Genomic DNA, 25,552 nt, shown 5'->3' on the forward strand with positions numbered 1-25,552 from the left:
GAGAAGCCATGACCTATCCGAAGTCCTCTGCTTTCGGCCCCGCCGCCGACAGCGTCGTGCCGAGCCCCCGGTTCCCCGAGGTCGAGCGCGAGGTGCTCGCGTTCTGGGAACGTGACGACACCTTCCGCAGCTCGATCGCGCAACGCGAAGGCGCGCCGGAGTGGGTGTTCTACGACGGCCCGCCTTTCGCGAACGGGCTGCCCCACTACGGGCATCTCCTCACCGGATACGCCAAGGACGTCTTCCCCCGGTTCCAGACGATGCGGGGCAAGAAGGTCGACCGCGTCTTCGGATGGGACACCCACGGTCTGCCCGCCGAGCTCGAGGCCATGAAGCAGCTCGGCATCACCGAGAAGAGCGAGATCGAGGCGATGGGTATCGCCGCGTTCAATGACAAGGCCCGCTCCTCGGTGCTGGAGTACACGCGCGAGTGGGAGGACTACGTCACCCGTCAGGCGCGGTGGGTCGATTTCGAGCGCGGCTACAAGACGCTCGACACCGGGTTCATGGAGTCGGTGCTCTGGGCTTTCAAGGAGCTGTGGGACAAGGACCTCGCCTACGAGGGCCATCGCGTGCTGCCCTACTGCTGGCGCGACGAGACGCCCCTGTCGAATCACGAGCTGCGCATGGACGACGACGTCTACAAGATGCGCCAGGACCCCTCGGTGACCGTCACCTTCCCGTTCGTCGGCGCCAAGGCGGAGACGCTCGGGCTCACGGGCGTGCGCGCCCTCGCCTGGACGACGACGCCGTGGACGCTGCCGACGAACCTCGCTCTCGCCGTCGGCCCCGACATCCGCTACGTCGTCCTGCCCGGTGGCCCGGCCGGTGCCGCCGACGTCCATGAGGATCGCGTCGAGGCCGACGCCCACCGCTACCTCCTCGCCGAAGACCTCCTCGCGGGCTACGCGAAAGATCTCGGCTACGGCGATGTCGACGAGGCACGCGCCGCGATCGAGCGGACGGTCCTCGGCAGCGAGCTCGCGGACGTCCAGTACGACCGCCTCTTCGACTACTACGCGGATGCCGAGACCTGGGGTACCGGTTCCGCGTGGCGGGTGCTCGTCGACGACTACGTCACGACCACCGACGGCACCGGCATCGTCCATCAGGCCCCGGCCTACGGCGAGGACGACCAGCGCGTCACCGCCGCCGCCGGCATCCCGCTCATCATGAGCCTCGATGACGGCGGCCGCTTCCTGCCGCAGGTCACCGACGTGGCGGGCGAGCTGTGGATGGACGCGAACCGGCCGCTCATCCGCCTTCTGAAGGCCGAGGGCCGTCTTCTTCGCGAGGCCAGCTACGAGCACTCCTACCCGCACTGCTGGCGCTGCCGCAATCCGCTCATCTACAAGGCCGTGTCGAGCTGGTTCGTGCGCGTCACGGCGATCAAGGACCGCCTGCTCGAACTCAACGAGCAGATCACCTGGGCACCTGAGAATGTCAAGCACGGGCAGTTCGGCAAGTGGCTCGAGGGCGCACGCGACTGGTCCATCAGCCGCAACCGCTTCTGGGGCTCGCCCATCCCGGTCTGGAAGAGCGACGACCCCGAGTACCCGCGAACCGATGTCTACGGCTCGCTCGCCGACATCGAGCGTGACTTCGGGCGCCTGCCCCGTAACGAGGCCGGCGAGATCGATCTGCACCGTCCGTTCGTCGACGACCTCACGCGTCCGAACCCGGACGATCCGACGGGCCGCTCGACGATGCGCCGTATCGAGGATGTCTTCGACGTGTGGTTCGACTCGGGATCGATGCCCTACGCGCAGGTGCACTATCCGTTCGAGAACCGCGAATGGTTCGACGAACACGCCCCGGCCGACTTCATCGTGGAGTACATCGGCCAGACCCGCGGGTGGTTCTACGTCATGCACGTGCTCTCCGGTGCCCTGTTCGATCGTCCCGCCTTCTCGGGGGTCGCGTGCCACGGCATCGTGCTCGGCAGCGACGGTCAGAAGATGTCGAAGTCGCTGCGCAACTACCCGGACGTGTCGGAGGTGTTCGATCGCGACGGTTCCGACGCGATGCGATGGTTCCTCATGGGCTCGTCGGTTCTGCGCGGCGGGAACCTCGTCGTCACCGAAGAGGGCATCCGCGCGGGCGTGCGGGAGTTCCTGCTTCCGTTGTGGAACACCTGGTACTTCTTCGCCACCTACGCCAACGCGGCCGGCGGCGAGAGCGGCGCCGGGTACGAGGCGCGGCGGCGCACCGACTCCGCGAACGTGCTGGACCGCTACATCCTGGCGCTGACCGGCGACCTGGTGCGCGATGTCGCAGCCGACCTGGAGGCCCTCGACTCCACGATGGCCGCAGCGAAGCTGCGCGACTTCGCCGAGGCGCTCACCAACTGGTACATCCGTCGCTCCCGCGACCGGTTCTGGGTGGGGGTCGTCCCGGGCGACGCCTCGTCGACCGAGGCGTTCGACACCCTCTACACGGTGCTCGAGACGCTGACCCGCGTCGCCGCGCCGCTCCTCCCGCTCATCAGCGAGCGTGTGTGGCAGGGGCTGACCGGCGGCCGGAGCGTCCACCTGGAGGACTGGCCCGACGCCGATGAGTTCGCCCCGGCAGCCGACATCCGCTCGGCGATGGACGCCGTCCGCGAGGTGTCGTCGGTGGCCAATGCGCTGCGGAAGAAGGAGGGCAAGCGCGTCCGCCTGCCGCTGCCTCAGCTCACGGTCGCGACCACCGATGCGGCATCCCTGGAGCAGTTCTCCGACATCCTCCGCGACGAGCTCAACGTCAAGAACGTCGCGGTGGCCGAACTCACGGACGACCTCGCGGCCTCGTACGGCATCAGCCAGCGCCTCTCGGTCAATGCGCGCGCGGCCGGACCGCGATTGGGCAAGCAGGTGCAGCACGTCATCGCGGGTGCTCGCGCGGGCCTGTGGACGGAGCAGGACGGTGCCGTGACCGTCGACGGCGTCGCCCTCGAGCCCGGCGAGTACGACCTGACCCTCGAGGCGGGCGGGGTGGCGGATGGCACCGCGATCGCACTGCTCTCGGGCGGCGGCTTCGTGCTCCTCGACACCACCACGACCCCCGAGCTCGAGGCCGAGGGCTTGGCGCGAGACGTGATCCGTGCGGTGCAGGACACCCGGAAGGCGGCCGGCTTCGAGGTCAGCGACCGCATCCGTCTGAGCCTGACCTTCGATTCCGAGGAGGATGCCGGGGCGGTCGCCTCGGCGTTCGACGCAGCCGACGTGGCGGGCGAGACCCTCGCGCGCGAGTGGGCGGTGCGTTCTCGCACATCGACCGTCGCCGCGTCCGCGGGCTCCGTCGTCGCGGCCGAGCCCGGCTTCGAAGCCGTCGTGGCAGCGAAGACCTACGCCAACCGCGGGGACCTCACGGTGGGCGTCACCCGTCTGACAGGAGAGAGCGCATGACCGACCAGGCCCGTGCCGACGCCGTCTACGCGGCGCTGCTTCAGCGTCAGGGAGAGCAGTGGGTGCAGCCCCGCGTCGAGCGGACCCGGCGCGTGCTCGAGCTGCTCGACGACCCTCAGCGCACCTACCGCGTCGTCCACGTGACGGGAACGAACGGCAAGACGTCCACGAGCCGCATGATCGAGAGCCTCGTGCGCGCGCACGGACTGCGGACCGGGCTCTTCACCAGCCCTCATCTCGAGCGGTTCACCGAGCGGATCCTCATCGACGGCGAGCCGATCGCCGACGCCGCGGTCGCCGACGCCTGGGAGGAGATCGAGCCCTTCGTCGACCTCGTCGACGCCGAGCTGGACGCCGCGGACGATGCGCCGCTGACGTACTTCGAGCTGCTCACCGTGCTCGCCTTCGTCGCGTTCTCCGACGCGCCGGTGGACGTCGCCGTGATCGAGGTCGGCATGGGCGGGTCGTGGGATTCGACGAACACCGCCGACGGCGACGTCGCGGTGATCGGCCCGGTGGCCATGGATCACGCCGACCGTCTCGGCGAGACGATCGCCGAGATCGCAGCGGTGAAGGCCGGCATCATCAAGCCCGGTGCGGCCGTCGTCTCGGCCGTGCAGACCCCCGAGGCCGCCGAGCAGATCCGCGCACGCGCTGCAGACGTCGGGGCGACCGTCGGCTTCGCCGGGGAGGACTTCGGCCTGTCGGGGCACAGCCTCGCCGTGGGCGGCCAGCAGATCAGCGTCCGGGGGCGGGCGGGGGAGTACCCCGAGCTCTACCTGCCGCTGTACGGCTCTCATCAGGCCGAGAACGCCGCGCTCGCGGTGGCCGCTGTCGAGGCTCTCATCGGGGCCGACGACCACGCTCTCCATGCGGAGGTCGTGGCTGACGGTCTCGGCGCCGTCACCTCTCCCGGTCGGCTGCAGTTGCTCGGCATCAGCCCGACAGTCCTCGTCGACAGCGCACACAACCCCCACGGTGCGACCGCCCTCGCGGCTGCGCTCCGCGAGTCGTTCGACTTCGACGAGTGGGGCGTCGTGCTGGGCGTTCTGGGTGACAAGGACGCCGCCGGCATCGTCGACGCCCTCGCGCCGGTAGCCGCGCACGTCTTCGCCACCGCACCGGACTCGGAGCGCGCCTCGGAACCGACCCTCGTCGCGGACCTGGCCGAGGAGCGCGGGCTCGGCGTCACCGAGCACCGCGATCTGGTCGAGGCAGCGGAGGCGGCACGCGAGTGGGCCGCGGGCGCGGAGCGGCGGGGGGTCGTCATCGCCGGCTCCGTCGTGCTCGCGGGCGAGGCGATCGCTCTGGCCGCCGCAGAGGACTGGAAGTCGGGATGGCAGGCGTGAGCCGGCCTCGCGAGCGCCGTCGTCGGGGAGCCGCGGAGTCGCTCGCCTCCGTCGTGCTCGGTTTCGAGTCGATCGTCGTCTTCCTCGGCGGCCTGACGGTGTACGGGCTGGGGGCGCTTCCCGATGGCGTGCCGGACTGGTGGGGCGTCGTCGCCGGATCGGTGCTCGCGGTCGTCATGATCGTCACCTCCGGCTTTCTCCGGCATCGCTGGGGGATCGCCGTGGGCTGGTCGCTCCAGGTGATTCTGGCTCTCGGGGTCTTCCTCGTGCCCGCGCTGGGAATCGTCGCAGCGGTTTTCGGGGGCATGTACGCGTATGCGACCATCAAGGGGGCTGCTCTCGACCGGCGCAACGCCGCCCGGGCAGCCGACGAATCGAACGGAGACTGACATGCCCACCGAAGAGACCCTCGTCCTCGTCAAGCCCGACGGCGTGGCCCGCGGCCTCACCGGCGCGATCCTCGCTCGCATCGAGGCGAAGGGATACGCGCTCGTCGACATCCGTCTCGTCGAGGCCGACCGTGAGCTGCTCGAGAAGCACTACGCCGAGCACGCCGGAAAGCCGTTCTACGAGCCGCTGCTCGAGTTCATGCAGAGCGGGCCTTCAGTCGCTATCCGTCTCGCCGGCAACCGCGTCATCGAGGGATTCCGCTCGCTCGCCGGGACAACGGACCCCACCACGGCCGCGCCGGGAACGATCCGTGGCGATTTCGGTCGCGACTGGGGCCTGGCGGTCCAGCAGAACCTCGTGCACGGTTCGGACAGCCCCGAATCGGCCGCTCGCGAGCTGCAGATCTGGTTCGGCTGACCCGCTGCGACATCGCGCCCGCGACTCGACGTCATGACGTCGGCTCGCGGGCGCCGTCGTTTCAGAGGAACCCGATCCAATCGAGCCGGATCTGCGCGATCACGGCGATCGCAACGTAGCTCAGCACCGCGAGAAGCGGAACCCAGCCCGACAGGGTGCCCGCGACGGCCCGTCCCCGCCGCGGCAGCGGGACGACGCCCGAGCGCAGGAGGTGGAGCGTGACCGCGTAGAAGCTCGGGATCGTCACGAACCAGGTGACCATGCACCACGGGCAGAGCGTGCCGAGGACGAAGATGCTCTGCGAGATGAGCCAGACCACGAACCCGAACGCGAAGGCCATCCCCGCCCAGAACAGGATCCAGAACCATCGTGCGAATCGGGCCCCGGCGAGGATCGCCGCCCCGACGACGACCGGTGCGACCCATCCCGTCAGCCCGAGCAGGGGATTCGGAAATCCGAACACCGAGCCCTGCGGGGACGCGAGATTGACACCGCACTGCACGACGATGTTGAAGTCGCAGGATGCCGTCGCGGTCGCGTCCTCGAGCAGGTGGAGGCGTTCGGTCGTCAGAGCAAAGGCGGCGATCCAGCCGATCACGCCTGCGATCATCAGCCAGACGGCGAGAGCGACGGGGCGGGCGTGGCTGTGGGAAGCGGACATGAGGGCGATTATCCCACCGCACCCGATGACCCCGCCGAGAGCCGCGGAGGCCGCGTCCCACGAAGCCTCGCGGGTAGTGCGATAATGAATGTCGATGCACGCACGCAGCCGCGCTGCGACTGTGCTTCACGAGAGACTTCGGGCAATGGCTGCCCACGCAGGCCGCGCCGAGAGCCGGCTGCACACCGAGTGAGTTCGCGGCTCGTCCTTCCGGGAGCGACGCCGCCAGAGATGTGCCGGGCGGCGCGCGGTTCCGCCCGAAGAGGAGTACGCCAGTGATGGCCGACGATCGCAATGACAACCAGACCCCCGATGAGTCCGAGAACGCGGTAGACCCCGCCGCAGCCGAACTGGCTGACGCGGTGGCGTCCATCGACGCGACCGAGGAGCACATCGACAGCGGGCGCGCCGCCGACGACGCGGAAGCCGAGCCCGTCCCCGGTGAAAGCGAGGGCGAGGGGTCAGCCGAGGACGCCGTGGTTCCCGCGGTTCCGGATGAGCCGGTCACGCCCGATGAGCCGGCAGAGACTGTCGCGCCGGCGATTGAGGAGACGTCGCCGGCGGACCAGCCCGCCCCGGCAGAGGAGCAGACCGGTTCCGGAGAGCCGGCGGCCAGCGACGAGGTCGCCCCCGCTGACTCGGGCCCGCCGACGGCGGTGTCGCTCGGCCTCCTGCCCGCGGACTTCGTGTCGGCGGTCTCCACCGCGTTGCATTTCTACGCTCCCGAGATCGCCGCGCTGCCGGCACTGCCGGATGACGACGACGACGATGACTCGGGTTCCTCGTCGGGCTCCAGCAGCTCGCGCCGTCGCGGTCGTCGCCGCGGAGGGGCGAACGGGGACGACGGCAACGAGCCGGCTCCGCGCCAGCGTGCTGTCGAGCTCATCACCGAGCCGCAGCGGATCAAGGGCTCGACGCGACTCGAAGCGAAGAAGCAGCGCCGTCGCGACGGCCGGGAGGCCGGTCGCCGTCGCACCGTCGTGACCGAGGCGGAGTTCCTCGCCCGCCGCGAGGCCGTCGACCGGGTCATGATCGTCCGGTCGAAGAACGGCCGCATCCAGATCGCGGTCCTCGAGGACAACGTGCTCGTCGAGCACTATGTCGCGCGCAACCAGGACGCATCGCTCATCGGCAACGTCTACCTCGGCCGGGTGCAGAACGTGTTGCCGAGCATGGAAGCGGCCTTCGTCGACATCGGCCGCGGGCGCAACGCGGTGCTGTACTCCGGCGAGGTCGACTGGGATGCCGTCGAGACGGGCAACCAGCCGCGCCGCATCGAGCTCGCGCTCAAGTCCGGCGACCGTGTCCTCGTGCAGGTCACGAAGGATCCCGTGGGGCACAAGGGTGCGCGGCTCACGAGTCAGATCTCGCTTCCGGGCCGCTACCTCGTCTACGTCCCGGGCGGGGCGATGAACGGCATCTCCCGCAAGCTTCCCGACACCGAGCGTGCGCGGCTGAAGCGCATCCTCAAGGAGGTCCTTCCCGAGTCGTCCGGCGTCATCGTGCGTACGGCCGCCGAGGGGGCGACCGAGGAGCAGCTCACGCGTGACGTGCAGCGTCTCACCTCGCAGTGGGAGCACATCAGCTCGCAGCTCGAGAAGATCCAGGCCCCCGCCCTTCTCCACTCCGAGCCCGACCTCCTCGTCAAGATCGTCCGTGATGTCTTCAACGAAGACTTCTCGCGCATGCTCATCCAGGGTGACGAGGCTCACTCGACGATCACGTCGTACCTCACGGGAGTCGCGCCCGATCTTCTGGAGCGCATCGAGAAGTACGAGGACGAGCAGGATCCCTTCGACGCGTTCCGGGTCACCGAGCAGATCGAGAAGGCGCTGGACCGCAAGGTGTGGCTGCCCTCCGGCGGCTCGCTCGTCATCGACCGGACCGAGGCCATGACGGTCGTCGACGTCAACACGGGGAAGTTCGTCGGCTCGGGCGGCAACCTCGAGGAGACCGTCACCAAGAACAACCTCGAGGCGGCCGAGGAGATCGTCCGCCAGCTGCGCCTGCGTGACATCGGCGGCATCATCGTCGTCGACTTCATCGACATGGTGCTCGAGTCGAACCGTGATCTCGTGCTGCGGCGTCTCATCGAGTGCCTGAGCCGAGACCGGACGAAGCATCAGGTCGCCGAGGTGACATCGCTGGGCCTCGTGCAGATGACCCGTAAGAAGCTCGGGCTGGGGCTCCTCGAGACTTTCAGCGAGGCCTGCGAGGTGTGTGCCGGTCGCGGCGTCATCGTCCACCACGACCCCGTCGTCAAGCACCGCGGCTCCGGCGCTCAGAGCGCCAACGGCGGCGGCAACGGCTCCGCTCGTCGCAACGGACGAGGCGGCGCGAACCCGGCACCGGCGCCGGCGAACGGCGGGACCCACGTGATCACCGAGGGTGCGAAGTCCGCGCTCGCGCAGATCGCCGCTTCGACGATTCAGGCGACCGCCGCTGAAGAAGACGCCGAGATCATCGCGGCCCCGGCCGAGGTCGAGCCCGCGCCCGTCGAGCGTCCGAAGAAGCCGCGACGCAAGAAGGCCGAGTCCAAGGCGCCGCGGACCGAGAAGGACCTGCTGCTCGATTCCGTGCTCAATGCGCTGCCCGAGCCCAAGGCGCCCGGCCAGGGACGCGGGCGCCGTCGCGTGACCACGGCAGCTCTGAGCGGAACTCCTGTGTCGGCGTCGCCGGCCTCGGAGGACTGACCCTCAGCGACGAGACGAACGCCGCGGGATCGAGTCAGATGCCGCGGCGTTCGCGCGCTGTGATGCGGAGCCCCGACGCGATGAGACGCCGGACGAGCTCGTGGCCCGAGACCGGGAGCGCGCCGCCGGCGACCAGGCGGTCGAACGCCGAATCGGGGACGTCGTAATGGTCGAGATCGAATGCTCGAGCCGGCAGATCATGACGCCGCGCGAAAGCGTGCAGCTCGTCGAGATCCGAGTCGCTGACGAGGTGCGACCAGAGGCGGCCGTGCGCCGGCCACCGGGGGTCGTCGATGAGAATCGCCATTCTCCGATCCTACGAAGCGGTTGCACCGCGGGCCTCGGTCGCGACACACCCGGCCGTCCTTTTGCCGGATCTGCCGGCATCCGGTAAAGTGGACCCTTGGTGCAGCGAGTCCGTCGACGTCCCGTCACGATAGCGGCTCAGCCACAGGATCACCTGGGGCACGCGCACCAAGACTTTCCAGTCTCGCAAAGACAACCGGAGCCGTGCGCTCCACAGAAGAAACAGGTGTGAAGTGGTTTACGCAGTTGTGCGCGCCGGCGGCCGTCAGGAGAAGGTCGAGGTCGGCACGATCGTCGTCCTCGATCGTCAGGCGGCTCAGATCGGTGACAAGCTCGAGCTTCCCGCCGTTCTCCTCGTCGACGGCGACGCCGTGACCACCGACGCTGACAAGCTCGCGAAGGTCACGGTCACCGCTGAGGTTCTCGGTGAGGAGCGCGGCCCGAAGATCGTGATCCAGAAGTTCAAGAACAAGACCGGCTACAAGAAGCGCCAGGGCCACCGTCAGGACCTCACGCGCGTCAAGATCACCGGCATCAAGTAAGCCAGGGAGACGCAGAGATGGCACACAAAAAGGGCGCAAGCTCCACCCGTAACGGTCGTGATTCCAACGCACAGCGCCTCGGCGTGAAGCGCTTCGGCGGCCAGGCCGTCAACGCCGGCGAGATCCTCGTTCGCCAGCGCGGCACCCACTTCCACCCCGGCGCCAACGTCGGCCGTGGCGGCGACGACACCCTGTTCGCGCTCGCGGCCGGTGCTGTCGAGTTCGGCACGAAGGGTGGCCGCAAGGTCGTCAACATCGTGGCGGCCGCCGAGTAATTCGGACCAGACCACTTCGCGGCGAGGGGCGGGCTTCGGCTCGCCCCTCGCCCTGTTTTCAGGAGGCACCGCATGGTGACGTTCGTCGACCGAGTGACGCTGCATCTGCGCGCCGGCAAGGGCGGCAACGGCTGCGTGTCGGTGCGCCGTGAGAAGTTCAAGCCGCTCGCCGGCCCCGACGGCGGCAACGGTGGTGACGGCGGCGACGTCGTCCTCGTCGCCGACCCGCAGGTGACGACCCTGCTGTCCTACCACCACTCGCCGCACCGCTCCGGCGGCAACGGCGGCTTCGGTATGGGCGACAACCGTTCGGGCGCGGCGGGGGAGCATCTCGAGCTTCCCGTGCCGGTCGGGACCGTGGTCAAGAGCCCCGACGGCGAGACGCTCGTCGACATGGTCACTCCCGGCATGCGCTTCGTCGCCGCACCCGGCGGTCAGGGCGGGCTCGGAAACGCCGCGCTGGCGTCTCCGAAGCGCAAGGCTCCCGGGTTCGCGCTTCTGGGCACCCCCGGCTGGGAAGGCGACGTCCAGCTCGAGCTGAAGACCGTGGCCGACATCGCCCTCGTCGGATTCCCGTCCGCGGGCAAGTCGAGCCTGATCGCCGCGATGTCCGCTGCCCGCCCGAAGATCGCCGACTATCCCTTCACGACGCTGCATCCCAACCTCGGTGTCGTTCAGGCGGGCGACGTGCGGTACACGATCGCCGACGTTCCGGGGCTCATCGAAGGCGCGAGCGAGGGAAGAGGCCTCGGTCTCGAGTTCCTCCGTCACGTCGAGCGGTGCTCGGCCCTGGTGCACGTGCTCGACTGCGCCACGCTCGAGCCCGGTCGCGACCCGATCAGCGACCTCGACGTGATCCTCGCCGAGCTCGGCGCGTACCCCGTTCCCGAGGGCCAGGTCCCCCTGCTCGAGCGTCCGCAGTTGATCGCGCTCAACAAGACCGACGTGCCCGAGGCGCGCGATCTCGCCGAGCTGGTGCGCCCAGACCTGGAAGCCCGCGGCTACCGCGTGTTCGATATCTCGACCGTCAGCCGGCAGGGCTTGCGCGAGTTGTCGTTCGCCATGGCCGAGCTCGTCGCCGAGCACCGCGTCTCGGCAGCGGCCGAGGTGCCCGCAGAGCGCATCGTCATCCGTCCGAAGGGCGCCGAACGCGACTTCACCGTGCGCGTGGAGGGCGGCACCTACGGCAACCTCTACCGCATCCTGGGCGCGAAGCCCGTGCGCTGGGTGCAGCAGACGGACTTCCAGAACGAAGAGGCTGTGGGCTTCCTCGCCGACCGCCTCGACAAGCTCGGCATCGAGGACGAGCTCTTCCGGCTCGGTGCGACGCCGGGTTCGACGGTCGTCATCGGCGAGGGCGACGGCATCGTGTTCGACTGGCATCCGTCGCTGTCGTCTGCAGCGGAGCTGATGTCCGCGCCGCGAGGCACCGATCCGCGTCTCGACCTCAACCCGCGTCGAACGTCCAACCAGCGCCGTGAGCGTTACCACGAGCGCATGGACGCCAAGGCGGAGGCCCGTGCGGAGCTCGAGGCGGAGCGCCGGGCCGAGAAGACGCGAGGTGCTGACGAGGACGACGCGTGAGCCTGCTCTCACGCGCCGAGCTCAACGGCGCACGACGCGTGGTCGTGAAGGTCGGTTCGTCGTCGATCAGCGGTGCGAACTCCGGCAAGATCGACTCGCTGGTCGACGCCCTCGCTGAGGCCCACGCCCGCGGGACCGAGGTGGTGCTCGTGTCGTCGGGTGCCATCGCGACCGGCATGCCCTACCTCCGTCTCGATGAACGCCCGACGGACCTGGCCACCCAGCAGGCGGCCGCGGCGGTCGGCCAGAACGTGCTCGTGTACCGATACCAGGACGCACTGCGGGAGTACGGCATCGTGGCTGGGCAGGTCCTGCTGACCGCGGGCGACTTCGACGACCCCACGCACCGGTCGAACGCGCGACGGGCCATGGAGCGTCTTCTCGGGCTGCGCATCCTGCCGATCGTGAACGAGAACGATACCGTCGCGACCCATGAGATCCGGTTCGGAGACAACGACCGGCTTGCGGCCCTGGTCTCCCGCCTCATCGGTGCGGATGCCCTCGTGCTGCTCAGCGACATCGCGTGTCTGTACACGCGGCCGCCGAGCGAACCGGGCGCGCGTGCGATCGACACGGTCGCGTTCGACGATGATCTGAGTGCCTACGAGTTCGGGGCGACGGTCGTCAACAGCGTCGGAACGGGCGGAGCGGCGACGAAGGCCTCCGCGGCTCGGCTGGCTGCCGAGGGCGGCGTCGCGGCGCTCGTGACGAGCATCGATCTCGCGAGCGAGGTACTCGCCGGAGCCCCGGTCGGGACGTGGTTCGAGGCGAACCCGGCCCCGGTCCTCCCGTCGGGCACCGGCGCCATCGGCGTGGCCTGAGGTCGAGGTTCGGGCTCGGGTCGGCCGTCCTGCCCGTCGCTAGACTGGCGGGATGACCACCCTCGTCGCACCCGACGTCTCCGATCGTCTGCGCGCTGCGAAACGTGCGAGCCGCTCGATCGGCCTGTTGGAAGACGCCGCCAAGACAGCGCTCCTCGACGCGATCGCTGATGCGCTGATCGCTGACACCGCGCGTATCGTCGCGGCGAACCGCGATGATCTCGACCGCGGGGATGCAGCGGGTATCTCCGCCGGTCTGCGCGATCGTCTCGTCCTCGACGACGAGCGTGTCGCGGCGCTCGCGAGCGCCGTTCGTGACGTCGCACGCCTTCCCGACCCCGTGGGCCGCGTCCTCGATGAGCGCGAGCTCCCCGGCGGCGTGCGGCTGCAGAAGGTCGCCGTGCCTTTCGGTTTGGTCGCCTCGATCTACGAGGCACGGCCCAATGTCACCGTCGACATCACCGCGCTCGCGCTGCGCTCCGGGAACGCCGTGGTCCTCCGCGGTGGGTCGGCGGCGCAATCGACGAACGCAGCACTCATCGCGTCGATGAGGAACGCGCTGGAGCGGGCGGGGGTGGATCCCGACGGCATCCAGACCGTCGATGATTTCGGCCGAGAGGGTGCGCGCTTCCTCATGCGCGCTCGCGGTCTCGTCGATGTGCTGGTCCCTCGCGGCAGCGCTCAGCTCATCGAGACGGTCGTGACGGAATCGACCGTCCCCGTCATCGAGACCGGGGCGGGGGTCGTCCACATCGTCCTCGACGAGACGGCGCCGTTGGACTGGGCTCGCGAGATCGTCGTGAACGCGAAGGCGCAGCGCCCCAGCGTCTGCAACGCCGTCGAGACCGTGCTGGTCGTGCGGGCTGCTGCGGATCGCCTCATCCCGGCCGTATCGGAGGCCCTCACCGGTGCGGGCGTCATCATCCACGGCGATGACGACGTGCGCCGCCTCGTGCCGCAGGCTGTGCCGGTGACCGAGGACGATTGGGCCACCGAGCACATGAGCCTGGATCTCTCGATGCGCGTGGTCGACGATCTGGACCAGGCCCTCGAGCACATTCGTCGTTACTCGACGATGCACACCGAGGCCATCGTGACCGCCGACGAGGTGAACGCCGAGCGTTTCCTGGCCGAGGTCGATGCCGCCGTCGTGATGGCGAACGCCTCGACCCGCTTCACCGACGGCGGGGAGTTCGGTTTCGGAGCCGAGGTCGGGATATCCACGCAGAAACTGCACGCTCGCGGCCCCATGGGACTTCCCGAGCTGACCAGCACGAAGTGGCTCGCGCGCGGCGCCGGGCAGACGCGCGCCTGACCGCCTAAACTTGACATGCGCCGCCGCGCGAAACGAACGGAGCCCTGATGACCCTCGCCACGATCACCGCATTCGCCGCCGAGCAGACCGAGCACCACGGCAACGTGCAGGCGGAGACGATGATCTTCGGCGTCATCGCCCTGGTCATCTTCCTCTCCCTCGGTCTCGTGACGCTCTCGTACCGCAACGTCGCGAACCGCCACTCCGGCAAGGCTGAGGCGTACGCCGCCGCGCACGGGAACCAACTGACGCAGTCGGAGAACGGCCACCACTGAGGCTGCTCCGATGACGGGAACGCGTGCGCCGCGTATCGGCGTGATGGGCGGCACGTTCGACCCGATTCATCATGGACACCTGGTGGCCGCGAGCGAGGTCGCGCAGTCGTTCGACCTCGACGAGGTCATCTTCGTTCCGACGGGGACGCCGTGGCAGAAGTCGTTCGTGTCGCCGGGGGAGCACCGGTACCTGATGACGGTCATCGCGACCGCATCCAACCCCATGTTCACGGTCAGTCGGGTCGACATCGACCGCGACGGCCCCACCTACACGATCGACACGCTGCGGGACCTGAAGGCTCAGCGCCCCGACGCCGACTTCTTCTTCATCACCGGAGCTGATGCCATCGCGCAGATTCTCAGCTGGAGGAACCATGATGAACTGTGGGAGCTCGCCCACTTCGTCGCCGTCTCTCGTCCTGGTCACACGCTTTCGAGTGCCGGACTGCCCAGCGACGATGTGAGCCTGCTCGAGATCCCCGCTCTGGCGATATCATCCACCGACTGCCGGGCGCGAGTCGGACGCGGACATCCGGTGTGGTACCTCGTTCCAGACGGGGTCGTCCAATACATTGCGAAGCATCATCTCTATCGGAGCAAGGCATGAGCGACAACGAGCAACAGCCACCGACTCCGCAGCTGACGCGCCGGCAACTGCGTGAGCTGCGCAACACGGCTTCCAACCCGATCATCGTCGACCCCGACGCCACCGACGACGCCTCCGCGATCGGAGGGGAGCAGACTCCCGCCCCCGTGCCGTTGCCGCGAGCCGCGGACCCGGTCGAGGTTCCTCCGGCGCCCGTGCCGCAGGCATCCGTCGACCTCGGATCACCGGCGCTGACCCGCCGTCAGGCACGTCTGCAGGAGAAGATCCGTACTGCGTCCATCCCGGTCGTGACGGCTACCGGCGAGCATCCGACGGTTCCCACCGATCATGAGGAAGCCGACGCGGCAGGGGCGCCGGCCGAGCCGGTGCCCGATGGTGTCGACGAGGCCGAGACCGGCGGACCGGCGGATGACGGCGCACCGGCGCACTCCGACGCTGAACCGGACATCGATGGGGATTCCGAAGAATCCTCTGACGCGCCCGAGGATGGCGCTGAAGCCGAGGCAGAGGCAGACGCAGAGGAGCACGATCGTGACGTGCTCGAAGACGACGTGCATGAAGACGACGTGCATGCGGATGCCGACGCTGAATCCCGCGACGACGACGCTCCTGATTCCGAGCCGTCCGCACTCTCGTCGCGAGAGCCGGATGTCGTCGAGTACGACGCCGCCGCGTCCGAGGCCCTCCAGGCCGTCGACGACGAACCCGCCGCCTCGTCCGAGCCCGCAGCCGACGAACGCGTCGACGACCACGAGGAGCCCGAGCGGCACGTCGTGTCGAACGACCTCGGCGCCGACCTGCTCGCTGGCGAGTCGACGGCGACCGACGTTCCCACGTCGTTCGATCAGCTGCTCTCGCGCAGTGCCGCCGCGACCGGGGCCTTCACGACTCCTAACGCGCTCATCCTGGCCGAGAACCCCGACGGGGGGCCCCTGGTCGCCCCCGTCACGGCCACCGGCGAGGTGCTGATCACCGGCACGTTCACCCTTCCCGAGAGCTTCGGATCGACCGGAGTCGTTCCGGGAGTGGCGGACGGCAAGGAGGTCGACGCAGTTCTCGTCGACGGCGAGCTGCCGGCTTCGTCCTCTCCCACTCCCATCGCCGCAAGCGCGGCCATCTCGACCATCAAGAGCGCCGAGGACGTCATCCGTCCGCCGGCGCCGGAGAAGGGCAGCCGCTGGACGGTCGCCCTCGCCATCACCGCGGGGGCCCTCGCCCTCGCCCTGGCGGGCGTTCTGCTCGTCTCGCTTTTCACAGGAGTCTTCGGATGAGTTCACAAGCAGTCATCGACATGGTCGCCGTCGCGGCGGCGGCCGCGGAATCGAAAGGCGGCGAGGACCTCGTCGCCCTCGATGTGTCGCAGCCCCTCCCGCTCGTCGACGCGTTCCTGCTGGTCAGCGGCAACAGCGAGCGCAACGTCGCAGCAATCGCGGACGCGGTCGAGGAGAGCATGCTCGAAGCCGGTCACAAGCGCCTGCGGCGTGAGGGACGCACCGAGTCGCGCTGGGTGCTGCTCGACTTCGGCGACCTCGTCGTGCACGTCTTCCACGAGCAGGAGCGTGTGTACTACGGGCTCGAGCGACTGTGGAAGGACTGCCCGATCATCCCGATCGAGGCCACCGTGGTCACGAGCACTCCCGGAGATGTTGTAAGCTAAATGAGTTGCCGCGAGAGCGGTAACCACGGGCCTGTGGCGCAGCTGGTAGCGCACCTGCATGGCATGCAGGGGGTCAGGGGTTCGAGTCCCCTCAGGTCCACCCATACGATATGAAAAAGCCCCGCCACCGGCGGGGCTTTTTCGTGTCATCCGGCATCCTGCGCGATGGGGCCCTTATGTCGACGCCACACGACCTGTATCGTTCATCGAATTCACCGGATGCGCCTCAGCAGCATAAGCGAGGCCTGTAAATGAATGTGAGTCAATGATGACGTTTACTGTCTCCATGAAGCGGGCGGCGATTGCGGCCGCTCTCGTGTTGCTCGGAAGCAGCCTGGCAGCGGCGCCGGCCTCTGCATACGCGGGCACGAGTTCCGCCGGGGAATCGCCCGATGCGTCGGCGCGTGCCTCCTCGTACTGTTACAGCTACGAGAACATCATTCCGGGGAACGGCGCGTGGTACAAGATTCCGCGCGCGGGGAACACATACAACTGCATCCTCGAGTCGGGGAACAACAGCGTCGCGGTGACCGTGCTGCAGCAGACGCTGAACCGTTGCTACGGACGGGGCCTCGCCGAGGACGGAGCGTTCGGGCCCGCGACCTACAACGCGCTGATGTACGCGCAGAGCGTCGAGGGTATCGGGGTCGACGGTGTTTACGGAGCGACGACGCGGTCGCACCTCAAATGGTGGGGTGGCGGATCGATCTGCACGCGCGGATCGCAGCTCGGCCTCTGACTGAGAAAGATCCACGGCGTATTCGAGGCCTCGGCTGCTTTCCTGCATCCGGGGCCTCGAATACGTGTGCGTGAGGGGATCAGGATCGCGCAGCGGCCGAGTCCAGCACATCGAGGACCGATGTGCGCAGCGCCTGACCGCGGGCGCTCAGCAGCCGTTGCTGACGCACGTACTCGGCTTTGCCCTCGGCCGTCTCGATAGCGATGGGGGAGTAGCCCCATTCCCGCAGATCGTACGGTGACGCGCGCATATCCAGTTCGCGGATGTCGCGAGCGAGGACGAATGCGTCCAGCAACAGATGTCCCGGCACGAGAGGGCCGAGTTTCAGCATCCATTTGTAGACGTCCATTCCGGCGTGCAGACATCCCGGCTGCTCGCGTCCCACGGCGCCCTCCCGGTCGAGGGGCTCGCGGTTGCGAGGAACCGCCTGGGGCGTGAAGAAACGGAACGCGTCGAAGTGCGTGCAGCGGAGGTCATGGGCCTCGACGACGGCGTCCGTTCCCGCGGAGCCCAGCCGAAGAGGGATCTCGTGACGCGTTGAATCGGCGCGATAGACCATCGCCCACTCGTGCAGGCCGAAGCACCCGAAGACGCCGGCGCGGTCGCGAGTGGCGCGGAGGAGGCCCGTCACCCCGCGATAGAGCGAGGCGCGCTCCTGGCGGAACTGCTCGTCGGCGACACGCACGTCGCGACCGTGGGCGATCTCGTACCAGCGCCAGCCGCCGCGCTGGTCCGCGCCGCCTTCGAGCACGACACCCGGGCCCGGATGCCAGCGCCGCAGCACCGCGGGCTTGTAGGAGTAGTACGTGAACAGGAAGTCCTCGACCGGATGCTTCTCGGCGCGCGAAGCCCGCCGCCGGTGCGCCTCGGTCAGCGCGTCGGCCCGCTCCGCATGCGCGTCGGCGAGCTGGTGCCATGGCGCGGGTGCCAAATGCACGGGGTCGGAGAGGCGGAGCGTCACCTCTCGAGGATAGACACCGGCGCGCTGGGAGAGTGCGTCACGCCGGCTCGATGAGCGATGCATCGTCGTTGCGCACGTTGCCCACCGCAGAGCCGACGGCGAACCACGTGAGCGTATCGACGACGGCCGGTGCCGCGTCGGCCACCGCGTCGAGGAGGTCGGCCGGGTATTCGGTGGTGGGGTCGAGCCAGACGTCGGCGTACTCCGCGTCGATCATCAGCGGCATCCGGTCGTGGATCTCGGCCAGACCACCGACGGCGGAACGCGTCAGGATGGTGAAGCTCAACAGCCACCGGCCGGGGTCGTCAGCGGGACGCGACGGGTCTTTCCACCATTCGTAGAGCCCCGCGAAGAAGAGCGGCTCACCGTTCTCCGGCCTGATGAAATGAGGCGTCTTCGCGCCGTCCTGCTCCCGCCACTCGTAGTAGCCCGATGCCGGGATGACGGCGCGGCGCGAGACCAGCGCATCGCGGAACGTCGGCTTCTCCGCCGCCTCCTCGGACCGGGCGTTGAACGCGCGGGTCCCGACCGACGGGTCTTTGGCCCAGCCGGGCACGAGGCCCCAGCGGGCGGAGGCGAGGCGACGCGTCGGAGGCTCGGTCTTGACCGAGTCGAGCACGATCGTCGCCTGTGCCGTGGGCGCGATGTTGAACGACGGAGAGGGCAGATCGTCGGGAACGATCTCGGCGTGCAGAACGCTCGCGAGCTCGGAACCGACGCGGGCTACGACGAAACGACCGCACATGCCTTCAGCGTAAGGCGCGCCTGCGACATCCGGAGCGCGCGGCACTCGATCACGACTCAGTCGCGCGCGATGACACCGACGTCCGCGAGACGGTCGAGGAGGGCGGCGCCGTCCGATCCGGTGACCCAGGGCACCTGCGCCGCGGAATGGTCGTTCACCGCGGTGCGCCCGCCCGCGAGGACGGCTTCGGCCGGCGACAGTCGTCGGATCGCGACCGCCCGCACACGATCCGGGTTCTCACTCGCGAACTCGGTGTACAGAGCGTCGTCGTGCTGGCCGTCGTCGCCGACGAGAAGCCACCGCACATGCGGGAACTCCTTCGCGAGTCGTCGCAGGTTCTCAGCCTTGTGATCGCGTCCGCTGCGGAACCACCGGTCGTGGGTCGGTCCCCAGTCGGTCAGGAGCATCGGGCCGGATGGGAACACATGACGCCGGAGGAAGCGGATGAGCGTCGGGGCGACGTTCCAAGCGCCGGTGGACAAGTAGATGACAGGACTGCCGGGGCGATCGCGCGTCAACCGTTCGAGCATGACCGCCATGCCCGGAACCGGCTGGCGCGCATGCTCATCGAGCACGAACGAGTTCCAGGCGGCGACGAAGGGTCTCGGCAGAGCGGTCACCATGACGGTGTCGTCGATGTCGGAGATGATCCCGAAGTCGATGTCGCCGGAGATCACGAAGACGCGGGTCTCGATGACATCGCTGCCCTCGACGGTCATCGTGATCGTCTGCCAGCCGGGCTCGAGCGATCCGGGCAGCTCGACGTCGACGACCCCGCCGCGATCGGCGATGACGTCGTGCGTCGTCCCCGCGATCGTGACCTTCACCTGTGCGAACGCCACCGGTACCGACGCGAAGCTTCGCCATCCCCGGACCGACGCGTACTCGCCGCCCTTCGCGGGGCTCTTCTGAGGTGCGATCAGGACTCGTCCGAGCACGCGGACCCAGCCGTCGCCGCCGTAGCCGGGATACGCGGCGACGGTCGGCCGTTGACCCCGCGCGCGGGCGCGACGTTCCCGCCACGAGTGGAAGCGGCGCTCGAGGCGCGCCAACCACAGGATCTTCTTCCGTGGTGCGGGTGAGGAAGCCATCGCTTCAGTCTTTCACGTCCCCGTCCGCGAGTCGGGTCTTCTCTTCCTCGAGCCGCAGATGACGCGCCTCGCGGCGCGTGATCAGACGCTTCACGAGATAGGCCAGCACCAGGAACAGCACGATGACGCCGACGAACAGGTAGCCGGCGTACTGGATGTTGTCGGAGACCGCGCGATAGGTCTTCGCCGCTGCGGCGACGACGCCGACGTAGAGGGACGTCCAGATGATGCACGCCGGGGCGGTCCACGCCAGGAAACGGCGATACGAGAAGCCGCTCATCCCCACAGTCAACGGCACCAGCGAGTGCAGGACGGGCAGGAACCGCGAGAGGAAGATCGCCGGCCCACCGCGACGACGCAGGTAGAGCTCCGAGCGCACCCAGTTCTCCTCGCCGATGCGGCGCCCCAGTCGTGAGAAGCGGATGCGGGGACCGAGCCAGCGCCCGAGCGCGAACCCGATCGATTCACCCGCGAGCGAGCCGACGACGACGGCGGCGCCGAGCACGAAGCCTTCGCCCACGCTCCCGACGGCGGTCGCGGCCACGATGACGACGGTGTCGCCCGGCACGACGAGCCCGATGAGCACGCTCGTTTCGAGCATGATCGCAATACCCGCGACGACCGTGCGCAACACCGGGTCGATGCTCTGCACGGTGTTCAGAATCCAGTCGAGGATCTCGTTCACGCTCCGAGCCTAGGGGCGTGACCTAAGACGTAGCCTGTGATCGTGCCCGAGACGACGAGCTTCCGCTGCCTCGACGGCTGGATCGATCCTGCGAAGCTCGTCGGCGACCTGCCCGGCGAGCACGTCTTCTGGCTCGACGCCGGAGTCGACGCCGTCTCGGGGTGGAGCTGGATCGGCTCGGGCGAGCCCGCCTGCGCGCCCGATCCGGTGGTGGACGGCTCCCTCGGAGCCGCCCGGCCCCGTGCGGGCGACGTCGGCCCCTTCGTCGGCGGCTGGGTCGGTTGGGCGGGGTACGACGGCGCCGCAGCCCGGGCGGGCGCCCCGGCCGAGAGGGATGCCGCCGAGCCGGACGCTCTCTGGCTGCGCGTCGACCGGTTCGTGGCGTTCGACCACACCACGCGACGCGTGTGGGTGGCGGCGCCCGACGACGCGATGGTCGAGTTCGCAGCGCAGGTCGACGCCTGGTGCACAGCGGCGTCCTCACGCGCCGATGAAGTCATTGCCGGCACCCGCGATCTCGCCTCGGAAGCACGCGTCACGCCCGAGCGTTATGCGGCACTCGTCGAGGACTGCCGCGACGCGATCCGTCGAGGTGACGCGTACCAGCTCTGCCTGACCACACGGTTCTCGGTGCGCGACGCTGGTCAGATCGACCCGCTCGCGGTGTTCCGGCGGCTTCGAGCCGCGTCGTCGTCGCATCACGGCGGACTGATCCGGTCGGGGCCGCGCGCATTGATCAGTGCGAGCCCCGAACGTTTCCTCGGACTCTCCGCCGGCACCGTGATCACCAGTCCGATCAAGGGCACGCGGCCGCGCGGCGTCGATGCGGCATCCGATGACCGGCTGGTGAGAGACCTCGTGAACAGCCCGAAGGAGCGCGCTGAGAACGTCATGATCGTCGATCTCATGCGCAACGACCTGCAACGCGTCAGCGAACCGGGCTCCGTCGTGGTCGAGCGCCTGCTGGAGGTCGAGAGCTATCCGGCCGTGCACCAGCTCGTCAGCACGGTCTCGGGCGCCATCCGGCGAGGGGTGCGGCTGTCGCAGGTGTTCGACGCCACGTTCCCCGCCGGGAGCATGACGGGCGCGCCGAAGCGCTCGGCGATGACGATCCTGAACCGTTTGGAGCACGCACCGCGGGGGACGTATGCGGGCTGCTTCGGGTGGGTGGGTCGTGACGGCGACGCCGATCTCGCGATGATCATCCGGTCGATCGTCGTGAACGGCGCGGACGCCTACGTCGGTGCCGGCGGGGGCATCACCTGGGGCTCGGACCCGGAGGCGGAGGTCGATGAGGTCGCGTTGAAGGCACGCGCACCGCTGGGCGCGCTGGGCGCGGACCTGCCGCCCCGGTGGCGCGAACGGGTCCGGTAGCCTGGGGATGGTGCTCTCGCGCCCTTTCTCGCATTCCCAGATAGGTTCACCCGTGACCGACAGCTCCACTGATCGCGCAAACACGCCCGATTCCGCCGCTTTTGACGCCCACGCCGTTCAGGCGAAGTGGCAGCGTGCCTGGGCAGACGCCGATCCCTTCCGTGCCGGCGGCGACGATGACAAGCGCCCCCGCAAGTACGTCCTGGCGATGTTCCCGTACCCCTCGGGCGACCTCCACATGGGGCACGCCGAGAACTACCTCTACTCCGACATCGTGGCGCGCTTCTGGCGCCACCGCGGCTACAACGTGCTGCACCCGATCGGCTGGGACAGCTTCGGTCTGCCCGCCGAGAACGCCGCCATCAAGCGCGGCGCCGATCCTCGCGCGTGGACGTACGACAACATCGCCCAGCAGAAGCAGAGCCTGCACCAGTACGGCGTCTCGTTCGACTGGAGCCGTGTGCTCCACACGAGCGACCCCGAGTACTACACCTGGAACCAGTGGCTCTTCCAGAAGCTGTACGAGAAGGGTCTGGCGTACCGCAAGGAAAGCCCGGTCAACTGGTGCCCCAACGACCAGACGGTGCTCGCCAACGAGCAGGTCGTCGATGGGCACTGCGAACGGTGCGGCGCCGAGGTCGTCAAGAAGAAGCTCACGCAGTGGTACTTCAAGATCACCGAGTACGCCGATCGCCTGCTCGACGATCTGAATCAGCTCGAGGGTTTCTGGCCGCAGAAGGTCATCCAGATGCAGCGCAACTGGATCGGGCGCTCGGTCGGTGCCGACATCGACTTCGAGATCGAGGGTCGTGACGAGAAGGTCACGGTCTTCTCGACCCGACCGGACACGCTCCACGGCGCGACGTTCATGGTCGTCGCCCCCGATTCCGACCTCGCGGGTGAGCTTGCGGCGGGTTCGTCCGAGGAGGTGCAGCAGCGCTTCCGCGAGTACCTGCAGACCGTCCAGAAGACGAGCGAGATCGACCGGCAGACCGCAGACCGTCCGAAGACGGGTGTCTTCCTCGACCGGTTCGCCATCAACCCCATCAACGGTGAGCGGCTGCCGATCTGGGCTGCCGACTATGTGCTTGCCGACTACGGCCACGGTGCGGTCATGGCCGTCCCGGCGCACGATCAGCGTGACCTCGACTTCGCGCGAGCGTTCGACCTGCCCGTCCGGGTCGTCGTCGACACGACGGCCCCCGTGACGGGTGCGATGCCCGTCATCGAGCTCGACGACGAGGGTGTGCCCGTCGACTCCGCCCCCGCGATCGATGACCTCGACCCTGCCCGCACCGGTGTCGCCCTCACGGGTGACGGACGCATGATCAACTCGGGTGCACTGGACGGCCTGAGCAAGCGCAACGCGATCGGGCGCGCCATCGAGCAGCTGACCGCGAGCGGAACCGGCCGTGCGGCCAAGACCTACCGCCTGCGGGACTGGCTGATCTCGCGTCAGCGCTTCTGGGGTACGCCGATCCCGATGATCCACACCGAGGACGGCCGGATCGTTCCGGTGCCCGCCGAGGAGCTTCCGGTTCGCCTCCCGTCCGTGGCTGGCCTCGATCTCACGCCGAAGGGCGCGTCGCCGCTCGGTGCCGCGACCGACTGGGTCACCACGACCGACCCGGAGACGGGGGATCCCGCGCGCCGCGACCCGGACACGATGGACACCTTCGTCGACAGCTCGTGGTATTTCCTGCGATTCCTGTCGCCGAACGACGCCGGCCAGCCGTTCGCGCCTCGCGAGGCCGACAAATGGGGCCCGGTCGACTTCTACATCGGCGGCGTCGAGCACGCGATCCTGCACCTGCTCTACGCGCGGTTCATCACCAAGGCCCTGTTCGACATGGGCCAGGTGGAGTTCACCGAGCCGTTCTCGAGCCTCATCAACCAGGGCATGGTCATCCTCGACGGCGCGAAGATGTCGAAGAGCAAGGGCAACCTCGTGCTCTTCCAGGAGGAGCTCGAGCAGCACGGCGCGGACGTCCTGCGTGTGGCCCTCGCGTTCGCGGGTCCGGTCGAGGACGACAAGGACTGGGCGGATGTCTCCACGACGGGCGCGGCGAAGTTCCTCGCCCGTGCGCTGCGGGTCGCCGCGGACGTGGACAGCGAGATCGACGTCGTCTGGGCCGAGGGGGATGCCGCGCTGCGTCGGGTCACGCACCGCCTGTGGGCAGACGCCCCGGGGCTCGTCGAGCAGACGAAGTTCAACGTCGTCGTCGCGCGGCTCATGGAGCTCGTGAACGCCACCCGCAAGGTCATCGACAGCGGCGCCGGCGCAAGCGACCCGGCAGTTCGCGAAGCGGCTGAGGCGGTCGCCGTCATCCTCGATCTGTTCGCTCCGCACACAGCGGAGGAGATGTGGGAGGCCCTCGGGCACGAGCCCTTCGTCGGCCTCGCCGTCTGGCGCCAGCCCGACCCGACGCTTCTCGTCGAGGAGTCCGTCACCGCGGTCGTCCAGATCGACGGAAAGGTCCGGGGCACGCTCAACGTGTCGGCGAAGATCTCCTCGGATGAGCTGGAGTCACTCGCCCGCACCGACGAGAAGGTGGTCCGCGCCCTGAACGGCCGCGAGATCGCCCGAGCCGTGGTTCGCGCTCCCAAGGTGGTCAGCTTCACGACCGCTCGCTGACGACGGCGGGGGGAGTCGTCACAGGGTGACACACTTCCCCCGCCGCCGTCACCCGCGGACTACCGTGGCGATCGTGCAGCCGCTTCCCGCCGTCGTCCTGACCATCGTGCTCGTCGCGTTCGTCGCAGCGATCGGCATGATCGCCCGGCGCTCGCGCGGTCGTACGCACGACGTCGCAGACGGTGAGCTCCTGACTCCCTCGATGGTCGGCACGCCGGCCTTCGGCCAGTCCGCGACCCTGCTGCAGTTCAGCACCGAGCTGTGCTCTCGGTGCCCCGCGGCGCGGCGCGTGCTGACGTCGCTCGCGGGGGACCACGACGGCGTCCGACACGTCGAGGTGGACCTGACGCATCGTCCCGACCTCACTCGCCGGTTCGACGTCATGCAGACACCCACGGTGCTCGTGCTCGACGGCACCGGGAGGGTGCGTCAGCGCACGGGTGGAGTCCCGGATCGGTCCGCGCTCGAGACCGAGCTCACCCGTCTGCTGCAGGAGGCGTGAGATGACCGCGATCGAACGTCTCGACGTCCGTGCGCCACGCTTCGCGGCATCCATCACGGCCGTCCTGCTGCTCGCGGCTTTCCTCGCATCGCTGCTCGGAATCGCGACGGCGCCGACGGGTGCCGAGTGGCGCCTCGGAGCCGCGCCACTCGCCGATCGGGTCGCCGATGGGGGCTTCCTGCTCGTGCTCCTCGCGGCGCTCCTGTTCCTGTGGGGCGTCGTGTCACCGCGGACCGCGCCCTGGGCGGTGCTCTTCCGCCGCGTCGTGCGGCCGCGCCTGTCACCCCCGCGAGAGTTCGAGGACGCGCGTCCGCCGCGCTTCGCGCAGGGTGTGGGCCTCACGGTGACCGCGGCAGGGCTGCTGCTGCATCTCGCAGGCGTTCCGTGGGCATTGCCCATCGCGGCTGCGCTGGCGTTCGCAGCCGCATTCCTGAATGCCGCGTTCGGCTTCTGCCTCGGCTGCCAGATGTATCTGCTGCTGCAGCGGGCGGGTCTTCTCGGGCGTGCGCGGGCGTAGCCCGCTCTGACCGTACCTCCTCCGA

25 protein-coding genes and 1 tRNA gene are annotated in these 25,552 nt (G+C 68.8%); 20 read left to right on the forward strand and 6 right to left on the reverse strand.

The window, feature by feature from the left end; all coding sequences use genetic code 11:
- Window positions 1–8 precede the first annotated feature (8 nt).
- From ileS to ndk, 4 genes are read left to right on the forward strand one after another with little or no spacing between them, the layout of a single operon-like run.
- Window positions 9–3,386: an isoleucine--tRNA ligase gene (ileS, locus tag AA0Y20_RS10890; RefSeq protein WP_412939233.1), complete on the forward strand. Its 3,378-nt coding sequence runs from the start codon at window positions 9–11 to the stop codon at window positions 3,384–3,386.
- The gene (locus AA0Y20_RS10895; protein WP_412939234.1) at window positions 3,383–4,735 is read left to right on the forward strand and encodes a bifunctional folylpolyglutamate synthase/dihydrofolate synthase; all 1,353 of its coding nucleotides are present in this window, start codon (window positions 3,383–3,385) and stop codon (window positions 4,733–4,735) included. The genes ileS and AA0Y20_RS10895 overlap by 4 nt, the downstream gene beginning before the upstream one ends.
- On the forward strand, window positions 4,723–5,124 hold the full coding sequence (locus AA0Y20_RS10900; protein ID WP_412939235.1) for a DUF4233 domain-containing protein: 402 nt from the start codon (window positions 4,723–4,725) through the stop codon (window positions 5,122–5,124). The genes AA0Y20_RS10895 and AA0Y20_RS10900 overlap by 13 nt, the downstream gene beginning before the upstream one ends.
- Window position 5,125: 1 nt before the next feature.
- The gene (gene ndk, locus AA0Y20_RS10905) at window positions 5,126–5,542 is read left to right on the forward strand and encodes a nucleoside-diphosphate kinase (protein WP_289329546.1); all 417 of its coding nucleotides are present in this window, start codon (window positions 5,126–5,128) and stop codon (window positions 5,540–5,542) included.
- 61 nt (window positions 5,543–5,603) lie between these two features.
- Here the strand turns inward: ndk and AA0Y20_RS10910 are convergent, their stop codons facing one another.
- Entirely contained in the window at window positions 5,604–6,203 is a 600-nt protein-coding gene (locus AA0Y20_RS10910) for a vitamin K epoxide reductase family protein (RefSeq protein WP_412939236.1), read from the reverse strand.
- 278 nt (window positions 6,204–6,481) lie between these two features.
- Here AA0Y20_RS10910 and AA0Y20_RS10915 point away from each other — a divergent pair, with 278 nt between their 5' ends.
- The gene (locus tag AA0Y20_RS10915) at window positions 6,482–8,896 is read left to right on the forward strand and encodes an Rne/Rng family ribonuclease (RefSeq protein WP_412939752.1); all 2,415 of its coding nucleotides are present in this window, start codon (window positions 6,482–6,484) and stop codon (window positions 8,894–8,896) included.
- A 34-nt stretch (window positions 8,897–8,930) separates the two neighbouring features.
- On the opposite strand, the gene AA0Y20_RS10920 is transcribed toward AA0Y20_RS10915, so the two are convergent.
- Window positions 8,931–9,203, reverse strand: coding sequence for a DUF4031 domain-containing protein (locus AA0Y20_RS10920; RefSeq protein WP_412939237.1), 273 nt, complete (start codon window positions 9,201–9,203; stop codon window positions 8,931–8,933).
- Window positions 9,204–9,435: 232 nt separating this feature from the next.
- Between AA0Y20_RS10920 and rplU the strand changes: the two genes are divergently transcribed.
- From rplU to AA0Y20_RS10975, 11 genes are all read left to right on the forward strand, one after another.
- On the forward strand, window positions 9,436–9,744 hold the full coding sequence (gene rplU / locus AA0Y20_RS10925; protein ID WP_023950787.1) for a 50S ribosomal protein L21: 309 nt from the start codon (window positions 9,436–9,438) through the stop codon (window positions 9,742–9,744).
- Between the two features lie 17 nt (window positions 9,745–9,761).
- Window positions 9,762–10,019 carry a 50S ribosomal protein L27 gene (gene rpmA, locus AA0Y20_RS10930; protein WP_023950785.1) on the forward strand — a complete coding sequence of 86 codons (258 nt, stop codon included), beginning with the start codon at window positions 9,762–9,764 and terminating at the stop codon, window positions 10,017–10,019.
- Between the two features lie 72 nt (window positions 10,020–10,091).
- Window positions 10,092–11,603: a GTPase ObgE gene (gene obgE, locus AA0Y20_RS10935; protein WP_412939238.1), complete on the forward strand. Its 1,512-nt coding sequence runs from the start codon at window positions 10,092–10,094 to the stop codon at window positions 11,601–11,603.
- Window positions 11,600–12,424 carry a glutamate 5-kinase gene (proB, locus tag AA0Y20_RS10940; protein WP_412939239.1) on the forward strand — a complete coding sequence of 275 codons (825 nt, stop codon included), beginning with the start codon at window positions 11,600–11,602 and terminating at the stop codon, window positions 12,422–12,424. The genes obgE and proB overlap by 4 nt, the downstream gene beginning before the upstream one ends.
- 52 nt (window positions 12,425–12,476) lie before the next feature.
- Window positions 12,477–13,739: a glutamate-5-semialdehyde dehydrogenase gene (locus AA0Y20_RS10945; protein ID WP_412939240.1), complete on the forward strand. Its 1,263-nt coding sequence runs from the start codon at window positions 12,477–12,479 to the stop codon at window positions 13,737–13,739.
- A 47-nt stretch (window positions 13,740–13,786) separates the two neighbouring features.
- Entirely contained in the window at window positions 13,787–14,014 is a 228-nt protein-coding gene (locus AA0Y20_RS10950; RefSeq protein ID WP_412939241.1) for a hypothetical protein, read from the forward strand.
- A gap of 10 nt (window positions 14,015–14,024) precedes the next feature.
- On the forward strand, window positions 14,025–14,621 hold the full coding sequence (gene nadD / locus AA0Y20_RS10955; protein WP_094261568.1) for a nicotinate-nucleotide adenylyltransferase: 597 nt from the start codon (window positions 14,025–14,027) through the stop codon (window positions 14,619–14,621).
- Window positions 14,618–15,892 carry a hypothetical protein gene (locus AA0Y20_RS10960; protein ID WP_412939242.1) on the forward strand — a complete coding sequence of 425 codons (1,275 nt, stop codon included), beginning with the start codon at window positions 14,618–14,620 and terminating at the stop codon, window positions 15,890–15,892. Before nadD ends, AA0Y20_RS10960 begins: the two co-directional genes overlap by 4 nt.
- Window positions 15,889–16,278 (forward strand): ribosome silencing factor, encoded by a 390-nt coding sequence (gene rsfS, locus AA0Y20_RS10965; protein ID WP_412939243.1) that lies wholly within the window; start codon window positions 15,889–15,891, stop codon window positions 16,276–16,278. The genes AA0Y20_RS10960 and rsfS overlap by 4 nt, the downstream gene beginning before the upstream one ends.
- A 27-nt stretch (window positions 16,279–16,305) precedes the next feature.
- Window positions 16,306–16,378, forward strand: a tRNA-Ala gene (locus AA0Y20_RS10970).
- Between the two features lie 186 nt (window positions 16,379–16,564).
- Window positions 16,565–17,017, forward strand: coding sequence for a peptidoglycan-binding domain-containing protein (locus AA0Y20_RS10975; RefSeq protein ID WP_412939244.1), 453 nt, complete (start codon window positions 16,565–16,567; stop codon window positions 17,015–17,017).
- Window positions 17,018–17,096: 79 nt separating this feature from the next.
- Here the strand turns inward: AA0Y20_RS10975 and AA0Y20_RS10980 are convergent, their stop codons facing one another.
- The 4 genes from AA0Y20_RS10980 to AA0Y20_RS10995 are packed head-to-tail and all read right to left on the reverse strand — an operon-like array spanning window position 17,097 to window position 20,499.
- Window positions 17,097–17,978, reverse strand: a complete 882-nt coding sequence (locus tag AA0Y20_RS10980; protein ID WP_412939245.1) for a 3-methyladenine DNA glycosylase — start codon at window positions 17,976–17,978, stop codon at window positions 17,097–17,099.
- Between the two features lie 37 nt (window positions 17,979–18,015).
- Window positions 18,016–18,723 (reverse strand): SOS response-associated peptidase, encoded by a 708-nt coding sequence (locus tag AA0Y20_RS10985; RefSeq protein ID WP_412939246.1) that lies wholly within the window; start codon window positions 18,721–18,723, stop codon window positions 18,016–18,018.
- 56 nt (window positions 18,724–18,779) lie between these two features.
- On the reverse strand, window positions 18,780–19,814 hold the full coding sequence (locus AA0Y20_RS10990) for an App1 family protein (protein WP_412939247.1): 1,035 nt from the start codon (window positions 19,812–19,814) through the stop codon (window positions 18,780–18,782).
- 4 nt (window positions 19,815–19,818) lie between these two features.
- Complete coding sequence (locus AA0Y20_RS10995; protein WP_412939248.1) at window positions 19,819–20,499, reverse strand: DedA family protein; 681 nt, start codon at window positions 20,497–20,499, stop codon at window positions 19,819–19,821.
- A 42-nt stretch (window positions 20,500–20,541) separates the two neighbouring features.
- On the opposite strand from AA0Y20_RS10995, the gene AA0Y20_RS11000 reads away from it, so the two are divergent.
- From AA0Y20_RS11000 to AA0Y20_RS11015, 4 genes are all read left to right on the forward strand, one after another.
- On the forward strand, window positions 20,542–21,873 hold the full coding sequence (locus AA0Y20_RS11000; RefSeq protein ID WP_412939249.1) for an anthranilate synthase component I family protein: 1,332 nt from the start codon (window positions 20,542–20,544) through the stop codon (window positions 21,871–21,873).
- 7 nt (window positions 21,874–21,880) lie between these two features.
- On the forward strand, window positions 21,881–24,508 hold the full coding sequence (gene leuS, locus AA0Y20_RS11005) for a leucine--tRNA ligase (protein ID WP_412939250.1): 2,628 nt from the start codon (window positions 21,881–21,883) through the stop codon (window positions 24,506–24,508).
- Window positions 24,509–24,581: 73 nt separating this feature from the next.
- Window positions 24,582–25,010, forward strand: coding sequence for a TlpA family protein disulfide reductase (locus AA0Y20_RS11010; protein ID WP_036304871.1), 429 nt, complete (start codon window positions 24,582–24,584; stop codon window positions 25,008–25,010).
- Window position 25,011: 1 nt separating this feature from the next.
- Complete coding sequence (locus AA0Y20_RS11015) at window positions 25,012–25,527, forward strand: DUF4395 domain-containing protein (protein ID WP_412939251.1); 516 nt, start codon at window positions 25,012–25,014, stop codon at window positions 25,525–25,527.
- Window positions 25,528–25,552 lie beyond the last annotated feature (25 nt).

The organism is Microbacterium pratiae (assembly GCF_047302165.1).
Taxonomy (GTDB): domain Bacteria; phylum Actinomycetota; class Actinomycetes; order Actinomycetales; family Microbacteriaceae; genus Microbacterium.